The organism is Kocuria sp. CPCC 205231 (genome assembly GCF_040980965.1).
Classification (GTDB): Bacteria; Actinomycetota; Actinomycetes; order Actinomycetales; family Micrococcaceae; genus Kocuria; species Kocuria rosea.
This window is the reverse complement of sequence record NZ_JAVKPP010000007.1, coordinates 227,962-242,729: the sequence shown is the minus strand read 5'-3', so window position 1 is coordinate 242,729 and position 14,768 is coordinate 227,962. Positions and strand designations below refer to the sequence as shown.

The 14,768-nt window shown below is 75.6% G+C and carries 12 protein-coding genes; 9 read left to right on the top strand and 3 right to left on the bottom strand.

Annotated features, from left to right (window positions below; genetic code table 11):
* Positions 1–207: 207 nt before the first annotated feature.
* Together RF640_RS09875 and RF640_RS09870 are read right to left on the bottom strand one after the other, a co-directional pair.
* A complete protein-coding gene (locus tag RF640_RS09875) occupies positions 208–951 on the bottom strand; it encodes a PspA/IM30 family protein (protein WP_017833616.1) in 744 nt (247 codons plus the stop codon).
* Between the two features lie 154 nt (positions 952–1,105).
* Positions 1,106–3,157 (bottom strand): TPM domain-containing protein, encoded by a 2,052-nt coding sequence (locus RF640_RS09870; protein WP_368827660.1) that lies wholly within the window; start codon positions 3,155–3,157, stop codon positions 1,106–1,108.
* 279 nt (positions 3,158–3,436) lie between these two features.
* On the opposite strand from RF640_RS09870, the gene RF640_RS09865 reads away from it, so the two are divergent.
* Positions 3,437–4,912: a S1C family serine protease gene (locus tag RF640_RS09865; protein ID WP_368827658.1), complete on the top strand. Its 1,476-nt coding sequence runs from the start codon at positions 3,437–3,439 to the stop codon at positions 4,910–4,912.
* Positions 4,913–4,946: 34 nt separating this feature from the next.
* Here the strand turns inward: RF640_RS09865 and RF640_RS09860 are convergent, their stop codons facing one another.
* Entirely contained in the window at positions 4,947–5,414 is a 468-nt protein-coding gene (locus tag RF640_RS09860; RefSeq protein WP_017833618.1) for a tRNA (cytidine(34)-2'-O)-methyltransferase, read from the bottom strand.
* 58 nt (positions 5,415–5,472) lie between these two features.
* On the opposite strand from RF640_RS09860, the gene RF640_RS09855 reads away from it, so the two are divergent.
* The 8 genes from RF640_RS09855 (at position 5,473) to RF640_RS09820 (ending at position 14,702) form a co-directional block, all read left to right on the top strand.
* Positions 5,473–6,678 carry a cysteine desulfurase family protein gene (locus RF640_RS09855; protein WP_095650626.1) on the top strand — a complete coding sequence of 402 codons (1,206 nt, stop codon included), beginning with the start codon at positions 5,473–5,475 and terminating at the stop codon, positions 6,676–6,678.
* Positions 6,679–6,838: 160 nt separating this feature from the next.
* Positions 6,839–8,041 carry a tRNA 2-thiouridine(34) synthase MnmA gene (mnmA, locus tag RF640_RS09850; RefSeq protein ID WP_081615777.1) on the top strand — a complete coding sequence of 401 codons (1,203 nt, stop codon included), beginning with the start codon at positions 6,839–6,841 and terminating at the stop codon, positions 8,039–8,041.
* Positions 8,042–8,051: 10 nt separating this feature from the next.
* Complete coding sequence (locus RF640_RS09845) at positions 8,052–8,453, top strand: chorismate mutase (RefSeq protein WP_017833621.1); 402 nt, start codon at positions 8,052–8,054, stop codon at positions 8,451–8,453.
* Entirely contained in the window at positions 8,450–9,502 is a 1,053-nt protein-coding gene (locus RF640_RS09840; protein WP_368827654.1) for a hypothetical protein, read from the top strand. Before RF640_RS09845 ends, RF640_RS09840 begins: the two co-directional genes overlap by 4 nt.
* A 184-nt stretch (positions 9,503–9,686) precedes the next feature.
* The gene (gene mtrA / locus RF640_RS09835; RefSeq protein WP_017833623.1) at positions 9,687–10,370 is read left to right on the top strand and encodes an MtrAB system response regulator MtrA; all 684 of its coding nucleotides are present in this window, start codon (positions 9,687–9,689) and stop codon (positions 10,368–10,370) included.
* Positions 10,367–12,121, top strand: coding sequence for an MtrAB system histidine kinase MtrB (gene mtrB, locus RF640_RS09830; RefSeq protein WP_017833624.1), 1,755 nt, complete (start codon positions 10,367–10,369; stop codon positions 12,119–12,121). The genes mtrA and mtrB overlap by 4 nt, the downstream gene beginning before the upstream one ends.
* On the top strand, positions 12,118–13,812 hold the full coding sequence (locus tag RF640_RS09825) for an LpqB family beta-propeller domain-containing protein (RefSeq protein ID WP_368827651.1): 1,695 nt from the start codon (positions 12,118–12,120) through the stop codon (positions 13,810–13,812). Before mtrB ends, RF640_RS09825 begins: the two co-directional genes overlap by 4 nt.
* A gap of 95 nt (positions 13,813–13,907) precedes the next feature.
* The gene (locus tag RF640_RS09820) at positions 13,908–14,702 is read left to right on the top strand and encodes a ComF family protein (protein ID WP_109222101.1); all 795 of its coding nucleotides are present in this window, start codon (positions 13,908–13,910) and stop codon (positions 14,700–14,702) included.
* Positions 14,703–14,768: the final 66 nt, after the last annotated feature.

Here is a 14,768-nt window from a genome sequence, read left to right as displayed (position 1 = left end):
CTGCCGCGGATGTGCGACCTCATGTTGCCGATGTCCCGAGACATGCCTTGCCTATGTCCTGAACCAGCACATTGCCCCCGCAACCACAGAAGGCCCCCGGACCGTCACGGTCCGGGGGCCTTCGCCTTGCCCGGAGGACCCCGGGCGGGAAGGAGCCCCCACGGCCGCAGCCGTGGGGGCTCCTCCGTGCCCGGGGACGGGGCGGGGTCAGACCTCTTCGGAGGAGACGATCCGCTCGGCGTTGCGGGACTTCAGGGCGGCGAGCCGGGCCTCGATCTCCGACTGCTGGCCCAGGGACTCGAGGGACTCGAACTGCGCGTCCAGGGAGGACGCGGCGAGCTCCTGCTGGCCCAGGACACGGGCCTCCTCGCGGCGGATCTTGTCCTCGAAGCGGGAGACCTCGCTCGTCGGGTCGAGCACGTCGAAGGCCTTGAGCGCGTCCTGGACCTGCGACTGCGCCTGCGCGGTCTTCTGCCGGGCGTTGAGCTCGTCCCGCTTGTTGGACAGCTCCTGGAGCTTGCCCCGCATCTTGTTGAGCCCGTCCTTGAGCTTCTCCACGACCTGGGTCTGGGACTGGATCTGCGGTTCGGCGCCGCGCGCCTCCGTCTCGTACTGGATCTGGCGCTGGAGGGCGACCTTGGCGAGGTTGTCGAACTTCTCGGCCTCGGAGGACTTGCCGGCGCCCCGGTACTCCTCGGCCTTGTTCGAGGCCGCGAGGGCCTTGTTGCCCCACTCCTGGGACTCGCGCACGTCCTCCGCGTGGTCCTGCTCGAGCAGGCGCAGGCTGCCGATGGTCTGCGCGACGGCGGCCTCGGCCTCGCGGATGTTCTCGGTGTAGTCGCGCACCATCTGGTCCAGCATGAGCTGGGGGTCCTCGGCGGCGTCGATCATGCCGTTGATGTTGGCCTTCGCGAGCTGGGCGATGCGGCCGAAGATGGACTGCTTGATCATGGTTCCTTCTCTCCTCTGGTGCTTCCCGGGAGGGGCTCCCGGGATCATGGGTCGGTCGGGGACGGTGGGTCGGTCAGGGGTCACGGGGCGGACGAGGGTCAGAGGGGCGGCGGTGCGCGGTGCCCGTCCGGCGGCGGGCGCCCGTCGGCGCGGATCAGAAGCTGCCGCCGATGCCGCCGCCGAAGCCTCCGCCGCCACCGCCGAACCCGCCGCCGAAGCTGCCGCCGAATCCGCCGCCGCCACCGCCGAAGCCCCCGCCGCCGTTGAGGATCGAGCCGAGGAGGATGCCGCCGAGCATCGCGCCGCCCAGACCGCTGTTGGAGCGGCCCCGGTGGCCGCCCATCCCCACGGGCGTGCCGAAGCCGCCGTAGGAGAAGGAGTCGACGTCCTGCTGGGCGATGTACTGGGCCTCGCCGGCGAGCCGGACGGCCTCGTTGGCGCAGGTCAGCGCTTCGGAGGGGTCCGACTTCCGGGCCTGCTGGGCGGCCTCCAGGTAGCGCTCGGCCTCCGCGAGGCGGGTGCGGGCTTCCGGGCCGACACCGCCGCGGCGGGCCCAGATGTACTCGCTCGCCGAACTCAGCTGGGCCTGCGCGGAGACGAGGGTGTGGGCGAGGGTCTCCCGCGCGGAGCGGTCCCGGTCGTTCTGGGAGCGCACCGACGCGAGCCCCTTGTCGAGCTCGTCCTTGGCCACTGCCAGACGCCGGCTCAGGCCGAGCGGGTCGATCCGCCCCGCGCCCATCTGCTCCTCGACGGTGCGCAGGACGGCGCCGACGCCGGCGACGGCCCCGGCGAGCTCCGGGTTGGAGCCGCGCCGGACGAGGGCGTCCGCCTCGGCGACGTCCCGCTGGGCGATGGTCACGGCGTCCTTGAGGGACTCCTCGGCGTGGGCGAGCTCGGTGGCCGCGTGCTCCACGGCGTCGAGCAGGCCCCCGGCCTGCCCCACGCCCTCCTCGGCGGCGCGGATGTCCAGCACGGCGTCGCTCGTGCGCCCGGCGGCGAGGTCGGTGCGGGCCTCCTCCACGGCGGTGTCCACGAAGTCGAGCCGGTCCCGGGCCTGGTCGATGTTGTCCTTGACGGGGGCGAGCGCCGTGTCGTTGTAGCGGGCGGTGAGCTCCCGCAGCCGGGCGTCGGCCGTGCCGAAGCGGGGGCGCACGGCCTCGGCCTGGCGCCGCACCTCCTCGAGCGCCTGCGGGGCGCGGGACTCCAACCGGCGCAGCGAGCTGAACGCCTCCTGGTGCTCCTGGAGCGGGCGCTGGGCGTCCTGGGAGCGGGCGATGATCTCGCCGAGCCAGGCGCGCTGCTGCTCCTCGGTGTCGGGGATGTGGTCCTCGAGCTGCTGCTGGAGGGCGAAGGAGGCCTGCATGTGCTTCTTGGCGTCCTGGACGGCGCGGCGGAACGGCTCGACCTGCTCGTCCCCGTACTGCAGCTGGGCGAAGGCCAGCTCCTGCTCGGAGTGCTGGATGGCGTTGTCGGTGGACACCAGCAGCTCCCCGGCCCGCTTGCGCAGCTCCGGCACCGGGACCTCCTGGTAGGGGCCGGCGGGACCCTGCGGAGCGCCTCGGCCGCCGGGCCCGCCCTGCGGGGCGGACCCCTGCTGCCGGCGCTTCTTGTTGCGGGAGGCCATGCCGTAGACGGCGAGCCCGCCGAGGCCGAGCGCCCCGAGACCGAGCAGGCCGAAGCCCGCGCCGCCCCCGTCCGAGCTCTCCCCGGTCCCGGCGGGGGCGCCGGAGAGCTCGGTCTCGATGCCCTCGACGGCCCCCTCGACCGCGCCGTCCCAGTCGTCGGCCGCGAGCGCCGGGGTGATGAACTGCCGGTTGATGCGCTCTTGCTGCTCGGTGCTGAGGGGCCCCGTGGAGTACGCGGAGAAGCGCTGCTGCCGGTCCTCCGTGGCGACGACCAGCACCGCGTCCGAGCTGCCGAGCCCGTTGAGCTCGGCGAACTCCTGCAGCCACTCGTCGGGATCCGAGGGGTCGGTGAAGGTGTCGACGAACACGGCGGTGAGGGTGATCCCCTCCTGGGTGGCGAGCTCGCGCACGTCCGCGGCCAGCGCGGAGGGATCCTCCAGCACCCCGGACTCGTCGACGATCCGCTCGCCCGGGGGCACGTCGACGGGCGGCTGGGCGAGAGCCGCTCCCGCGGGTACGAACAGGGCGAGCGTCAGGCCGCAGCCGGCGGCGGTCCGGCGGGCAATGGGGCGCCAGTGCATGATCTCCCTCACGTGGTCGGTGCTCCCGATTCTAGGGCGAGGGCGTCACGGCGTGGCGATCGGCGCCGGACCTACGCGCAGGGCGAAACCACAAGGCGGCTGATGACCTGCGGGCGGGCCCCGGCGGTCCCCGGCCGCCGTCCGGGCGGCGCCCGGGGAACGGCCAGGGCTCTCAGCGTCGTCTCAGTGCGGACGTGGATACTTGGGGACAGAGCCGCCCGTGCCACCCCGTCCGCACCGGGGACCGCCGGGCCCGTCCGTTTCCAGGAGGAGACCCCCATGTCCGAGCCCCGCGACCCGCGGTACGGTGCCGATCCACAGCTCACGCAGCCCCTCCCGCCCGTCTACGGCCGTCCGGCCCACGACCCGTGGGCGTCCGGCGTCGAGCAGGACGCGCGCGCCGGCCACGGGGCACCGCAGGCCGGCGGCCAGGACGCGGGCCCCTACGCCGGGGCGTGGCAGGGCGCCGGGGACCCCGCCGCCCGGCACCCGTGGGGGAACGGCACCGGGAGCGGCACCGGGGGCCGCCGGGAGCGGCGGCGCTTCTCGGGGGGATCGCTCGTGACGGGCATGGTCCTGGCCGCACTGGTGGGGGCGGGGGCGGCCGTCGGGACGGACGCCCTGCTGGACGGCGGCGGCGCGGCACCGGCGGCGGGCGGGTCGACGTCCAGCTCGGTCATCGTCAACGACCAGGACGAGGTGAACGCGGTCACCGCGGCGGCCGTGAAGGCGTCCCCGTCCGTGGTGACGATCTCCGCGTCCGGCGGCGGTCAGAACGGCTCCGGCTCGGGGGTGATCATCGACGACGAGGGCCACATCCTCACCAACACGCACGTGGTGACCCTCGACGGGACCACGAGCAGCCCCTCCCTCGAGGTGCAGCTCGACGACGGCAGGGTGCTGCCGGCCGAGGTGGTCGGCACCGACCCGCTGTCCGACCTCGCGGTGCTCAAGGTCGACGCCCAGGGGCTGACCCCGGCGACCCTGGGCTCCCTGGACGACGTGAACGTGGGCGACACGGCCATCGCGATCGGCGCGCCGCTGGGCCTCGCGGGCACGGTGACCGACGGGATCGTCTCCACCCTCAACCGGACCATCACGGTGGCCTCCTCCGCCGCGCCGTCCACGCCGTCGGAGGGCGACGGCGAGGGCGAGGAGCAGGGCGACGGCAACGACTTCTTCTTCAACTTCCCCGACGAGGACGGCGGCTCCGGCGGCCGCTCGCAGGGATCCTCGCCGTCGGTGTTCCTCAACGTGATCCAGACCGACGCGGCCATCAACCCCGGCAACTCCGGCGGGCCGCTGATCGACACGGACGGCGAGGTGATCGGGATCAACGTGGCCATCGCCTCGGCCGGTTCCGGCACGGAGGCCGGCAACATCGGCGTGGGCTTCTCGATCCCCGTCGACACCGCCCAGCGGGTGGCCGTGGAGATCATCAACAACGGCCGGGCCACGCACGGCTACCTCGGCACGAGCGTGAGCGCCGCCCCGGGCGCGGACGGCCGGAGCCGGGCCTTCTCCGACGGCGCCGCGGTGGAGCAGGTCGTGCCCGGCTCGCCGGCCGACGAGGCCGGACTGGAGGTGGGCGACGTGATCACGGAGTTCGACGGCCACCGCATCCAGGACGCGAGCTCCCTGACGGCGGCCGTGCGCGAGCTGCCCGCCGGTGGGACCGGGACGATGACGTTCGTGCGGGACGGAGAGGAGCGCACCGCGGACGTGACGGTCGGGGACGCCGAGGAGCAGCAGTGAGCGGCCGGCCCCGGCGGGCGGCCGGTCGCCGGGGCTAGCTCCCGGCGCCCGCGAAGCCCAGCTGGCGCCAGGCCTCGTAGACGGCGATGGACGCCGAGTTCGCGAGGTTCAGCGACCTCCGGGCCGGCAGCATGGGGATGCGGACCCGCGCGGTGACGTGCGGGTCAGCCTTCACCGCGGCGGGCAGGCCCACCGACTCGGGTCCGAACAGCAGCACGTCCCCGGGGCGGTAGGCCACGTCCGTGTGCGAGACCTCGCCGTCGGTGGTGAACGCCCAGACCCGTTCCGGGGCCAGGGCGGCCCAGGCCGCGTCCAGGTCCGGGTGGACGGTCAGCACCGCGAGGTCGTGGTAGTCGAGGCCGGCCCGGCGCAGGTGCGCGGAGCCGAAGTCGAAGCCCAGCGGCTCCACGAGGTGCAGCTCGGCCCCGGTGACCGCGGCGAGGCGGATCGCGTTGCCGGTGTTGCCCGGGATCTCGGGGGTGTGGAAGAGGATGCGGAGCATGACCGCCAGTCTACGGACGCCGGACGCACGCCCGGGCCGGGGCCCTAGACTGGAGTCCGTGCCGCACGAGCCCGTCTACCTCGACCACGCCGCCACCGCGCCCCTCCGGCCCTCCGCGCTCGCCGCGGTCGCCGAGCAGCTGGCCCGCGGCGGCAACCCGTCCTCGCTGCACCGCCCCGGCCGCGCGGCGCGCGCCGTCGTCGAGCAGGCCCGCGAGGACGTCGCCGCGGCCCTGGGCGCGGAGCCCGTCGAGGTGGTCTTCACCTCCGGGGGCACCGAGGCCGACAACCTGGCCGTCCAGGGCCTGTACCGGCACCGGCGGGAGCAGGACCCCCGCCGCCGCCGCGTCCTCGTCTCCGCGGTGGAGCACGCCGCGGTGTCCGACACCGTCGAGTGGCTGGCCGCCCACGAGGGCGCCGAGGCCGTCTGGCTGCCCGTCGACGCGGCCGGCCGCGTGGACCCGGCCGCCGTGCGGGAGGAACTGGCCCGCGACCCGGGCGCCACCGCGCTGCTGGCCGTCATGTGGGCCAACAACGAGGTGGGCACCGTCCAGCCCGTCGCGGAGATCGCCGCCCTCGCGGAGGAGTTCGGGGTCCCCTTCCACTGCGACGCCGTGCAGGCCTTCGGCGCGCTGCCCGTCGACGCGCACCTGCCCGGACTCACCACGCTGGCCGTCTCGGCCCACAAGGTGGGCGGACCGGTGGGTGCCGGGGCCCTCGTGGCCGGGCGCACGGTGGGGCTGGCGCCCGTCCAGCACGGGGGCGGGCAGGAGCGCACGGTGCGCTCCGGCACCCTCGACGCCGCCGCGCTCGCCGGCTTCGGGGTGGCGGCCCGTGAGGCCGCCGCGGAGCGGGAGACCGAGCAGGAGCGGCTCGCGGGCCTGCGCGACCGGCTGGTGGAGGGCGTGCGCCGGATCGTGCCGGACGCCGTGCTGCGCGGACCGGAGGACCGGGAGCACACGGGCGCCCGGCTGCCCGGCAACGCCCACTTCACCTTCCCCGGGTGCGAGGGCGACTCCCTCCTGTTCCTGCTGGACGGCGCCGGGATCGCCTCCTCCACCGGCTCGGCCTGCCACGCCGGGGTGCCCCGCGCGTCCTCCGTGCTGCTGGCCATGGGCCTGGACGAGGCCACCGCGCGCGGTGCGCAGCGCTTCAGCCTGGGCCGCACGAGCACGGGCGCCGACGTCGACGCCCTGCTCGCCGCGCTGCCCGAGGTCCACCGGCGGGCGCTGCGCGCCGGGCTCTCCGGCGCGGCGCCCGTCTGAGCCCGCACCGGTCGACCCCGCGCCGGTCCGATCCCGCGCCGCTCCGATCCCGCACCGGCGGGGACCGCGGGACCCGCCGGTGCGGGGCCGGGGAATACCGGCCGGCCGCGCCCCGTTGACGCCACGGACCCCGACCCCGACCCCTGGAGACGATCTCACCGTGCGAGTACTGGCAGCCATGAGCGGCGGCGTCGACTCGGCCGTGGCGGCGGCCCGCGCCGTCGACGCCGGCCACGACGTGACGGGCGTGCACCTGGCCCTCTCGCGCACGCCCGGCACCCTGCGCACCGGTTCCCGGGGCTGCTGCACGATCGAGGACTCCCGGGACGCCTGGCGCGCCGCCGACGTCCTGGGCATCCCGTACTACGTGTGGGACTTCTCCGAGCGCTTCCAGGCCGACGTCGTCGACGACTTCGTCGCGGAGTACGCGGCCGGACGCACGCCCAACCCGTGCCTGCGGTGCAACGAGAAGATCAAGTTCGCCGCCCTGCTCGAGAAGGCCCTCGCCCTGGGCTTCGACGCCGTGTGCACCGGGCACTACGCCAAGGTGGTCGAGGACCCCGCCGGCGGCCGGGAGCTGCACCGCGCGGCGGACTGGGCGAAGGACCAGTCCTACGTCCTCGGCGTCCTCACGGCCGAGCAGCTCGAGCACGTGCTGCTCCCGCTGGCCGACACCCCGTCCAAGGCCGAGGTGCGGGCCGAGGCCGCCCGCCGCGGGCTGTCCGTGGCGAGCAAGCCCGACTCCCACGACATCTGCTTCATCCCCGACGGCGACACCCGCGGTTGGCTCGCGGAGCGCATCGAGATGACCGAGGGCGAGATCAAGGACGTCGAGGGCAACGTGGTCGGCACCCACTCCGGCGCCAACGCGTTCACGGTGGGCCAGCGCAAGGGCCTGCGCATCGGCACCCCGGCCCCCGACGGCAAGCCGCGCTTCGTCCTGGAGATCCGGCCGCGGACCAACGAGGTCGTGGTGGGCCCGCAGGCGATGCTGGCGGTCGACGAGCTGCGCGGGATCCGCCCCTCCTGGGCCGGGGCGCCCGTGCCCGAGGCGGCGCCGCTCCTGCGGCCCGGGGCCGCGGCCGGGGCGGCGTCGGCCCCGTTCCCCGTCCTCGCCCAGGTCCGGGCGCACGGGGACCCCGTCCCCGCCCGGGCCCATCTCGAGCTCGTCGAGGGGGACGGCGGCCCGCTGCCCGAGCTCGTGGTCCGGCTCGAGGAGCCGATGCGCGGCGTGGCCCCCGGACAGTCGGTCGTGCTCTACCAGGGCACCCGGGTCCTCGGCCAGGCCACGGTCGACCGCGCCCACTCGCTGGCCCGCCCCGACGTCCCGGGTGGTGCGGGCCGGCCCGATCCCGCCCGATAGACTGGCGGCCATGACCGCACCGCACCCCCACGCCTCCGCCGACGTCCGGGCCCACCAGGACTTCGACGCCACCGCGTCCTCGCTCCAGGAGCAGGCCGACCCCCGCGTGCTCGCCGAGCTGCAGTCCATCCGCGGCACCATCGACAACATCGACGCGGCCCTGGTGCACCTGCTCGCCGAGCGGTTCAAGGCGACCCAGCGCGTCGGCGTCCTCAAGGCGACCCACGGCCTGCCCGCCGGCGACCCGGACCGCGAGGCCGCCCAGATCGGCCGCCTCCGGGCGCTCGCGGCCTCCGCGCAGCTCGACCCCGAGTTCGCGGAGAAGTTCCTGAACTTCATCATCAGCGAGGTCATCCGCCACCACGTGGCCCTCTCCGAGGACCACCGGCGGCAGGACGACGACCGCCCGTGACCCGCAGCGCCCCGCCCGGCCCCCGGCGCACCGACCCCGACGTCCCCGGCGTCGTGGGCACGGCCCTCGGCGCGATGCCGGGCACGGACGTCGTCGAGTCCGTCACGCTGCTGCGCGGCGAGCTCGGGGCCCCGCACATCTCGTTCCTGCCCGTCCTGCCCGCCCGCGGTGCGGCCGCCGACCCCGTGGCCCGCACCGCCGCGGTGCTCGACGACCTGTACGCGGACCGGCAGCCCCACGGGCTGCGCGTCTCCGGGGTGCCCGGCAAGGACTCCCGGTCCGCCCGGGCGCTGCTGGCCGGCGACGTCAACGTGCTCGCCGACGTGATCGGCGCCGAGAGCGGCCCCGACGACGCCCCGGTCAAGACCCAGCTCATCGGCCCGCTCAGCCTGGCCGCCCGGCTCCACCTGCACGCGGGGGAGCGGGCGCTCAAGGACCACGGCGCCCGCCGCGACATCGCGGACTCCCTGGCCTCCGGCGTCCTCGAGCACGTCCGCGCGGTGCGCGCCGCGGCCCCCGGTCGGGACGTCCTCGTCCAGCTGGACGAGCCCGAGCTCGCCCGGGTGCTCGCGGGCGGCCTGCCCACGATGAGCGGCTACCGGACGCTGCGCGCGGTCCCCGCCGCGGAGGCACGGCGCTCGCTCACCGCCGTCGTCGAGGCCTGCCGGTCGGCCGGCGCCGCCGGCGTCACCCTGCGGCTGCCGCCCGGGGTCGACCCCCGGCTCGCCCGGGAGACCGGCGCGGACGCCGTGCAGGTCCCGGCCCCCGCCGGCACCGTCCACGACTGGGAGCCGCTCGCCGCGCTCGTCGAGGACGGCATGCAGCTGTGGCTGGGCCTCGTCCCCGCGGCCGGCGGCACGGCCCGCGCCCTCGCCGCGGACGTGTGGTCCGTGTGGCGGGACCTCGGGCTGCCCGCCGCCGCCCTCGACCGGGTCCGGATCACACCGCGCGAGGAGCTCGACGCCCTGGGCCCCGCCGAGCTGCGCGAGGTCCTCGCGCGGGTCACCGGAACCGCCTCCGCGCTGGCCCGGACCGCCGCCGACGCGTGAGCCCGTCCCACCCGGTGGACCGACACACTCCGCGCCGAGGTGCGGGGCGGGCCGCAATCGGCCACAATGCAGGTGGACCCCGGTCCACCACGACGCCCAGGACACCCTGGCCACGACGCCCCGGACGCCCCGGGCCACGGCGGCCCCCGCCCCGGCGGGCCCGCCCCACACCACCGGAGAGGCGATGAACGCGCGAATACTGGTCGTCGACGACGACGCCGCCCTGTCGGAGATGATCGGGATCGTCCTGACCGCGGAGGGCTTCGAGCCCGTCTTCTGCTACGACGGTGCCACCGCCGTGGACACCTTCCGGGCCGTGCGCCCGGACCTGCTGCTGCTCGACCTCATGCTCCCGGGCAAGGACGGTATCCAGGTCTGCCGCGAGATCCGCACGATCTCCGACGTCCCGGTCGTCATGCTCACCGCCAAGTCGGACACCGTCGACGTGGTCCGCGGTCTGGAGGCCGGGGCCGACGACTACGTGCCCAAGCCCTTCAAGCCCGCCGAGCTCGTGGCCCGGGTCAAGGCCCGGCTGCGCCCCGTGGAGCGCGCCAACTCGCAGGAGCTGCGGATCGGCGACCTCACCATCGACGTGAGCGGGCACAGCGTGCACCGCGGGGACCACGAGATCGGTCTCACCCCGCTCGAGTTCGACCTGCTCACCGCCCTGGCGCGCGCACCGCACCAGGTGTTCTCGCGCGAGATGCTGCTCCGCGACGTCTGGGGCTACCAGCACGCCGCCGACACGCGGCTCGTCAACGTCCACGTGCAGCGGCTGCGCTCCAAGATCGAGCGGGATCCGGAGAGCCCCGAGATCGTGGTCACCGTGCGCGGAGTCGGCTACAAGGCGGGCACGTCCGCCCGATGACCCCGCCGGACGCCGCCGCCTCCTCCCGGCGCCGCGGGCCGGCCGGCGCCGCGACCCGACGGCTGCGGCTGGGGCGGCTCCTGCTGGCCCGCCGGTGGCGGCAGTCCCTGCAGTTCCGGGCCATCGCCGTGTCCCTCTCCCTGACCGCGCTGGCCTTCTTCGTCACGGGCAGCTTCCTCTCCCACCAGATCGCGGACCGGCTGTTCTCGGAACGGCTGGACCAGGTCCTCGCCTCGGCCACCGCGGACTTCGAGCAGGTGCAGGCCAGCTTCGACGCCTCGGACGCCTCCGACCGCGACGAGCTGCAGGCGCTCGTGGCCTCGACCCTCGGCTCGCTCTCGGTCGACGGCGCGGAGACGGAGCGCTGGATCCTGCTCCCGATGGACTTCACGAGCGGGCAGACCCTCATCCCGGCGCAGAGCCAGAGCCCCTGGATGACCTCGAGCACCGTGCCGCCGGAGCTGCAGGAGCGGCTCGCGGAGCAGGACGGCGTGTTCTGGCAGCCCGCCTCGGTCCGGGTCACGGAGAACGGGGAGGAGGCCCCCGTCATCGTCGTCGGCACGGTGGTGGACCTCTACCAGAACAGCCGCTACGGGCTCTACCTCGTCTACGACTTCTCCGAGCCGCAGCGCACCCTCGACGCGATGCACGCGGTGCTGCTGCTGTCGGTGGTCGTCCTGCTGCTGCTCGTGGGCGCGATCGTCTGGTACGTCACCCGCGAAGTGGTCCGCCCCGTGTCCAGCACCGCCCGCGTGGCCGAGCAGCTCGCGGACGGCGACCTGGGCGTGCGGATGCCCGTCAGCGGCTCGCACGAGGTCGCCCGTCTCGCCCGGTCCTTCAACCGCATGGCGGACAGCCTGCAGGACCAGATCACCCAGCTCGAGCAGCTCTCCTCGATGCAGCAGACCTTCGTCTCGGACGTCTCCCACGAGCTGCGCACCCCGCTGACCACGGTGCGGATGGCGGCCGAGGTGCTCTTCAACGCCCGCGAGGACTTCGACCCCGTCAACCGGCGCTCCGCCGAGCTGCTCTACCACCAGGTGGACCGCTTCGACGCTCTGCTGGCCGACCTGCTGGAGATCTCCCGCTTCGACGCGGGGGCGGCGCGGCTCGAGGTGGCCAGCGTCGAGCTGTTCTCGGTCGTGCACGACGTCGTGGAGGCCGCCGCCCCGCTCGCCGTCTCGTCCGGCTCCACGGTGCGGGTGCGCTCGGAGCTGTCCCGCTGCACCGTCCAGGGGGACCAGCGGCGGATCGAGCGGATCCTGCGCAACCTCGTGGTCAACGCCCTCGAGCACGGGGAGGGCCGGCCCATCGACATCGTGGTGGGGGCCTCCGAGGTGGCCGCGGCGGTGGCGGTGCGCGACCACGGCATCGGGATGACCGAGGAGGAGGCCGCCAAGGCGTTCAACCGCTTCTGGCGCGCTGACCCGGCCCGGGCCCGCACGACCGGCGGGACGGGGCTGGGCCTCGCGATCGCCACCGAGGACACGCGGCTGCACGGCGGGCGGCTCGACGTCTGGGGCGCCCCGGGGGAGGGCGCGTGCTTCCGGCTCACCCTGCCCCGGACCCGCGGACGGCGGCTCGTGCCCGACGACGAGAGCCCGCTCGGTCTGCCGCCCGACGCCGACGCGTACCCGGAGACCGCGGTGGTGACCAGGACGGGGACCCTGGCCCTGGCCTCCGCGGCCGCGGCGGAGCCGGCGCCCCCCGCCGCGGCCCAGCCGACCGACGTCGAGGAGGACCGGTCATGAGCAGGACCCGGCGGCAGACCCGCACGGCAGCACTGGCCCTGGCCGCGGCCGTGGCGCTCGGCGGCTGCGGAGCCATTCCCCGGACGGGACCCGTGCACCGGCACGCGGAGCCCACCCGGTCCGCGGTCCAGCCGAGCTACGACGTCGAGCCGGCCGGCCCCCGCGAGGGCGCGACGCCGGAGCAGATCGTGCGGGGCTTCCTCGCGGCCGGGACGGGCGTGGCCGACGACTACTCCGTGGCCCGCGAGTACCTCTCCCCCGAGCTCGCGGGCACCTGGCACCCCGACGCGCGCACCCTCGTGCACCGGGGCGACGCCGTGCCCGTGCCCCGGCTCGAGGACAACGAGTACCGGGTGAACCTCGAGGTGGACAGCGTGGTGGACGGCAGCGGCGTGATCGAGCGCAAGCCGGCGGGCGCCACCGAGGTGCTCGACTTCGGCGTGGTCCAGGTGGACGGCCAGTGGCGGATCTCCGACGCCCCCGACGCCACGGCGCTCACCCCGGCCGACTTCGAGGACATCTTCGAGCCCCACCACCTCTACTTCGCGGACGAGGACCTGTCCAACGTGGTGGTCGACCCCCGCTGGTTCCCGGACCGGGTGCCCGTCTCGACGTCGATCGTGCGGGCCCTGCTCGGCGGCCCCGCGCCCTACCTCCGGGGGGCCGTGACCTCGGCGTTCCCGCCGGGCACCACGCTCGCCCGCTCGGCGGTGCCCGTGCGGGACGGCACCGCCACGGTGGAGCTCAGCGTGCCCGAGTTCGACCCGGCGAACATCGAGATCAACCGCCGGATGCACGACCAGCTCGCGCTGAGCCTCCGGTCGCTGACCGCGGTGAACGACGTGGAGCTGCTCGTCGAGGGGGCGCCCGTGGAGCTGGGCGCGGGGTGGACGGACGCCGCGCCCGTCCAGGACGTCACCGTCCCGTCCCGCCAGGTCGGGCTGCGCGAGGGCGACCTCGTGTTCTACCAGGGCGGCCAGACCGAGAACGTGGACGGGATCCCGCCGCTGGACGGCCACCACCCGTCCAGCCCCGCGATGGACGCCGCCGCCGAGCACTTCGCGTTCGTGGACACGGGCACCGGCTCGCTCGTGACCGTGGCGCGGGAGGAGGAGCCCGTGGAGCAGTTCAGCGGGACCGGCCTGACCCGACCGAGCTTCGACGAGCACGGGTGGGTGTGGACCGGGGACTCCGCCGGGACCGTCCGGGCCGTGCGCGCCGTCCCGGGCGCCGGGAGCCCGGTCCGCGTCGAGGCCTCGTGGCTCGCCGCGCGGACCGTGACGTCCCTGCGGGTCTCGCGCGGGGGCACCCGGGCGCTCGTCGTCACCGAGGACGAAGGGGTCTCCCAGATCTGGCTGACCGGTGTGGTGCGCGAGCCAGACGGCACGCCCCGCCGGCTCAACGAGCCGTTCCGGGTGGCCGCGGACGTCGACGCGGACGCGGCCCTGTGGCTCAGCGACCGCGAGTTCGTCGCGGCCCCGCTCGGCGGCACCGGCTCCGTCCGGCCCCGCGTCTACGACGTGTCCGGGCGCTTCCGCGAGCTGCCCGGCATCGAGGGCCTCACCGGGCTCAGCGGGGGCAACGGCACGTCCTCCGTCTACGCCGTGGCCGGCGGCACGCTGCACATGCTCACCGGCAACGCCTGGGCGCCGCAGAGCGAGGACGTCCTGGACACGGCGTTCGCCGGCTGACCACCCGCCGGGCCCGACCGCGGTCCACAGCCCCGGCCGTCCGGATCCCCGGCCGCACCCCGGCCGGGCCGTCCGGCACGGGCCAGGATGGCCGCATGCCCGCGACCCCGCCCACCGCCCGCGCCCTCGACCGGGCGGCCGCCCGCGCCCTCGACCGGCTGGCCGAGGCCGCCGAGGTGCTCCTGCCCGTGGAGTGCGCCGTGTGCCGCGCCCCGGGCACCGCGCTGTGCCGTGCCTGCCGCCTGGTGCTGCGCCGGTCCTGCGCCCGCCCCTTCGAGGCGTCCTCGGCCGCACCTCTGCTCGACCCGCCGCTGTCCGTCGTCGCCGCCGGCCGCTACGCCCACGGACTCGCCACCTGTCTGCTCGCGCTCAAGAGCACCGGGCGCACCGACCTGGTCCCCGTGCTCGCCGCCTGCCTGGCCACGGCCCTGCACGCGGCCGCCCCAGGCTGGCCGGCGGGGCCCGTGCTGCTCGTCCCGGTGCCCACCAGCCCCGCGGCCCTGCGGCGGCGCTGGTTCGACCCCGTGCGGCTGCTGCTCGAGGACTGCGCGCGCCGCGGCGCGCTCCCTGCCGGCACGCTCGTCAGCCGCGGGCTGCGGCACCGGGCGGCCGGGGCCTCGCTGACCGGGCCGGCGCAGAAGCGGCTGGGCACCGCGGGCCGGCGGGCCCGCCCCGCGGGGTCCATGCGGGCCGCCGCGGCCCCCGGCGCCCGGTGCGTCGTCGTCGACGACGTGCTCACCACGGGGGCGACCCTCGGCGAGGCGGCCCGCGCACTGCGGGCCGGCGGGGCCGAGGTGCTCGGGGCGGTGGTGCTCGCCGCCGTGCGGCCGCCGGCAGTTCCGCTCACCGCTGATTCGGGTCCGGCCCGGCCGGGTGAATATCCCGTGTGATTCAACTAACGTTGAGTCACGGGACGCAACAATCCTCCCGGGTGGGCGGCCCCATCCGCCCACGTC

What these genes read in the sequence shown, in the direction of transcription:
- RF640_RS09870 (WP_368827660.1), bottom strand. Translation starts at nt 3,157, where the DNA reads ATGCACTGGCGCCCCATTGCCCGCCGGACCGCCGCCGGCTGCGGCCTG.
- mtrB (WP_017833624.1), top strand. Translation starts at nt 10,367, where the DNA reads ATGACCCCGCCGGACGCCGCCGCCTCCTCCCGGCGCCGCGGGCCGGCC.
- RF640_RS09825 (WP_368827651.1), top strand. Translation starts at nt 12,118, where the DNA reads ATGAGCAGGACCCGGCGGCAGACCCGCACGGCAGCACTGGCCCTGGCC.
- RF640_RS09845 (WP_017833621.1), top strand. Translation starts at nt 8,052, where the DNA reads ATGACCGCACCGCACCCCCACGCCTCCGCCGACGTCCGGGCCCACCAG.
- RF640_RS09820 (WP_109222101.1), top strand. Translation starts at nt 13,908, where the DNA reads ATGCCCGCGACCCCGCCCACCGCCCGCGCCCTCGACCGGGCGGCCGCC.
- RF640_RS09865 (WP_368827658.1), top strand. Translation starts at nt 3,437, where the DNA reads ATGTCCGAGCCCCGCGACCCGCGGTACGGTGCCGATCCACAGCTCACG.
- RF640_RS09860 (WP_017833618.1), bottom strand. Translation starts at nt 5,414, where the DNA reads ATGCTCCGCATCCTCTTCCACACCCCCGAGATCCCGGGCAACACCGGC.
- RF640_RS09875 (WP_017833616.1), bottom strand. Translation starts at nt 951, where the DNA reads ATGATCAAGCAGTCCATCTTCGGCCGCATCGCCCAGCTCGCGAAGGCC.
- mtrA (WP_017833623.1), top strand. Translation starts at nt 9,687, where the DNA reads ATGAACGCGCGAATACTGGTCGTCGACGACGACGCCGCCCTGTCGGAG.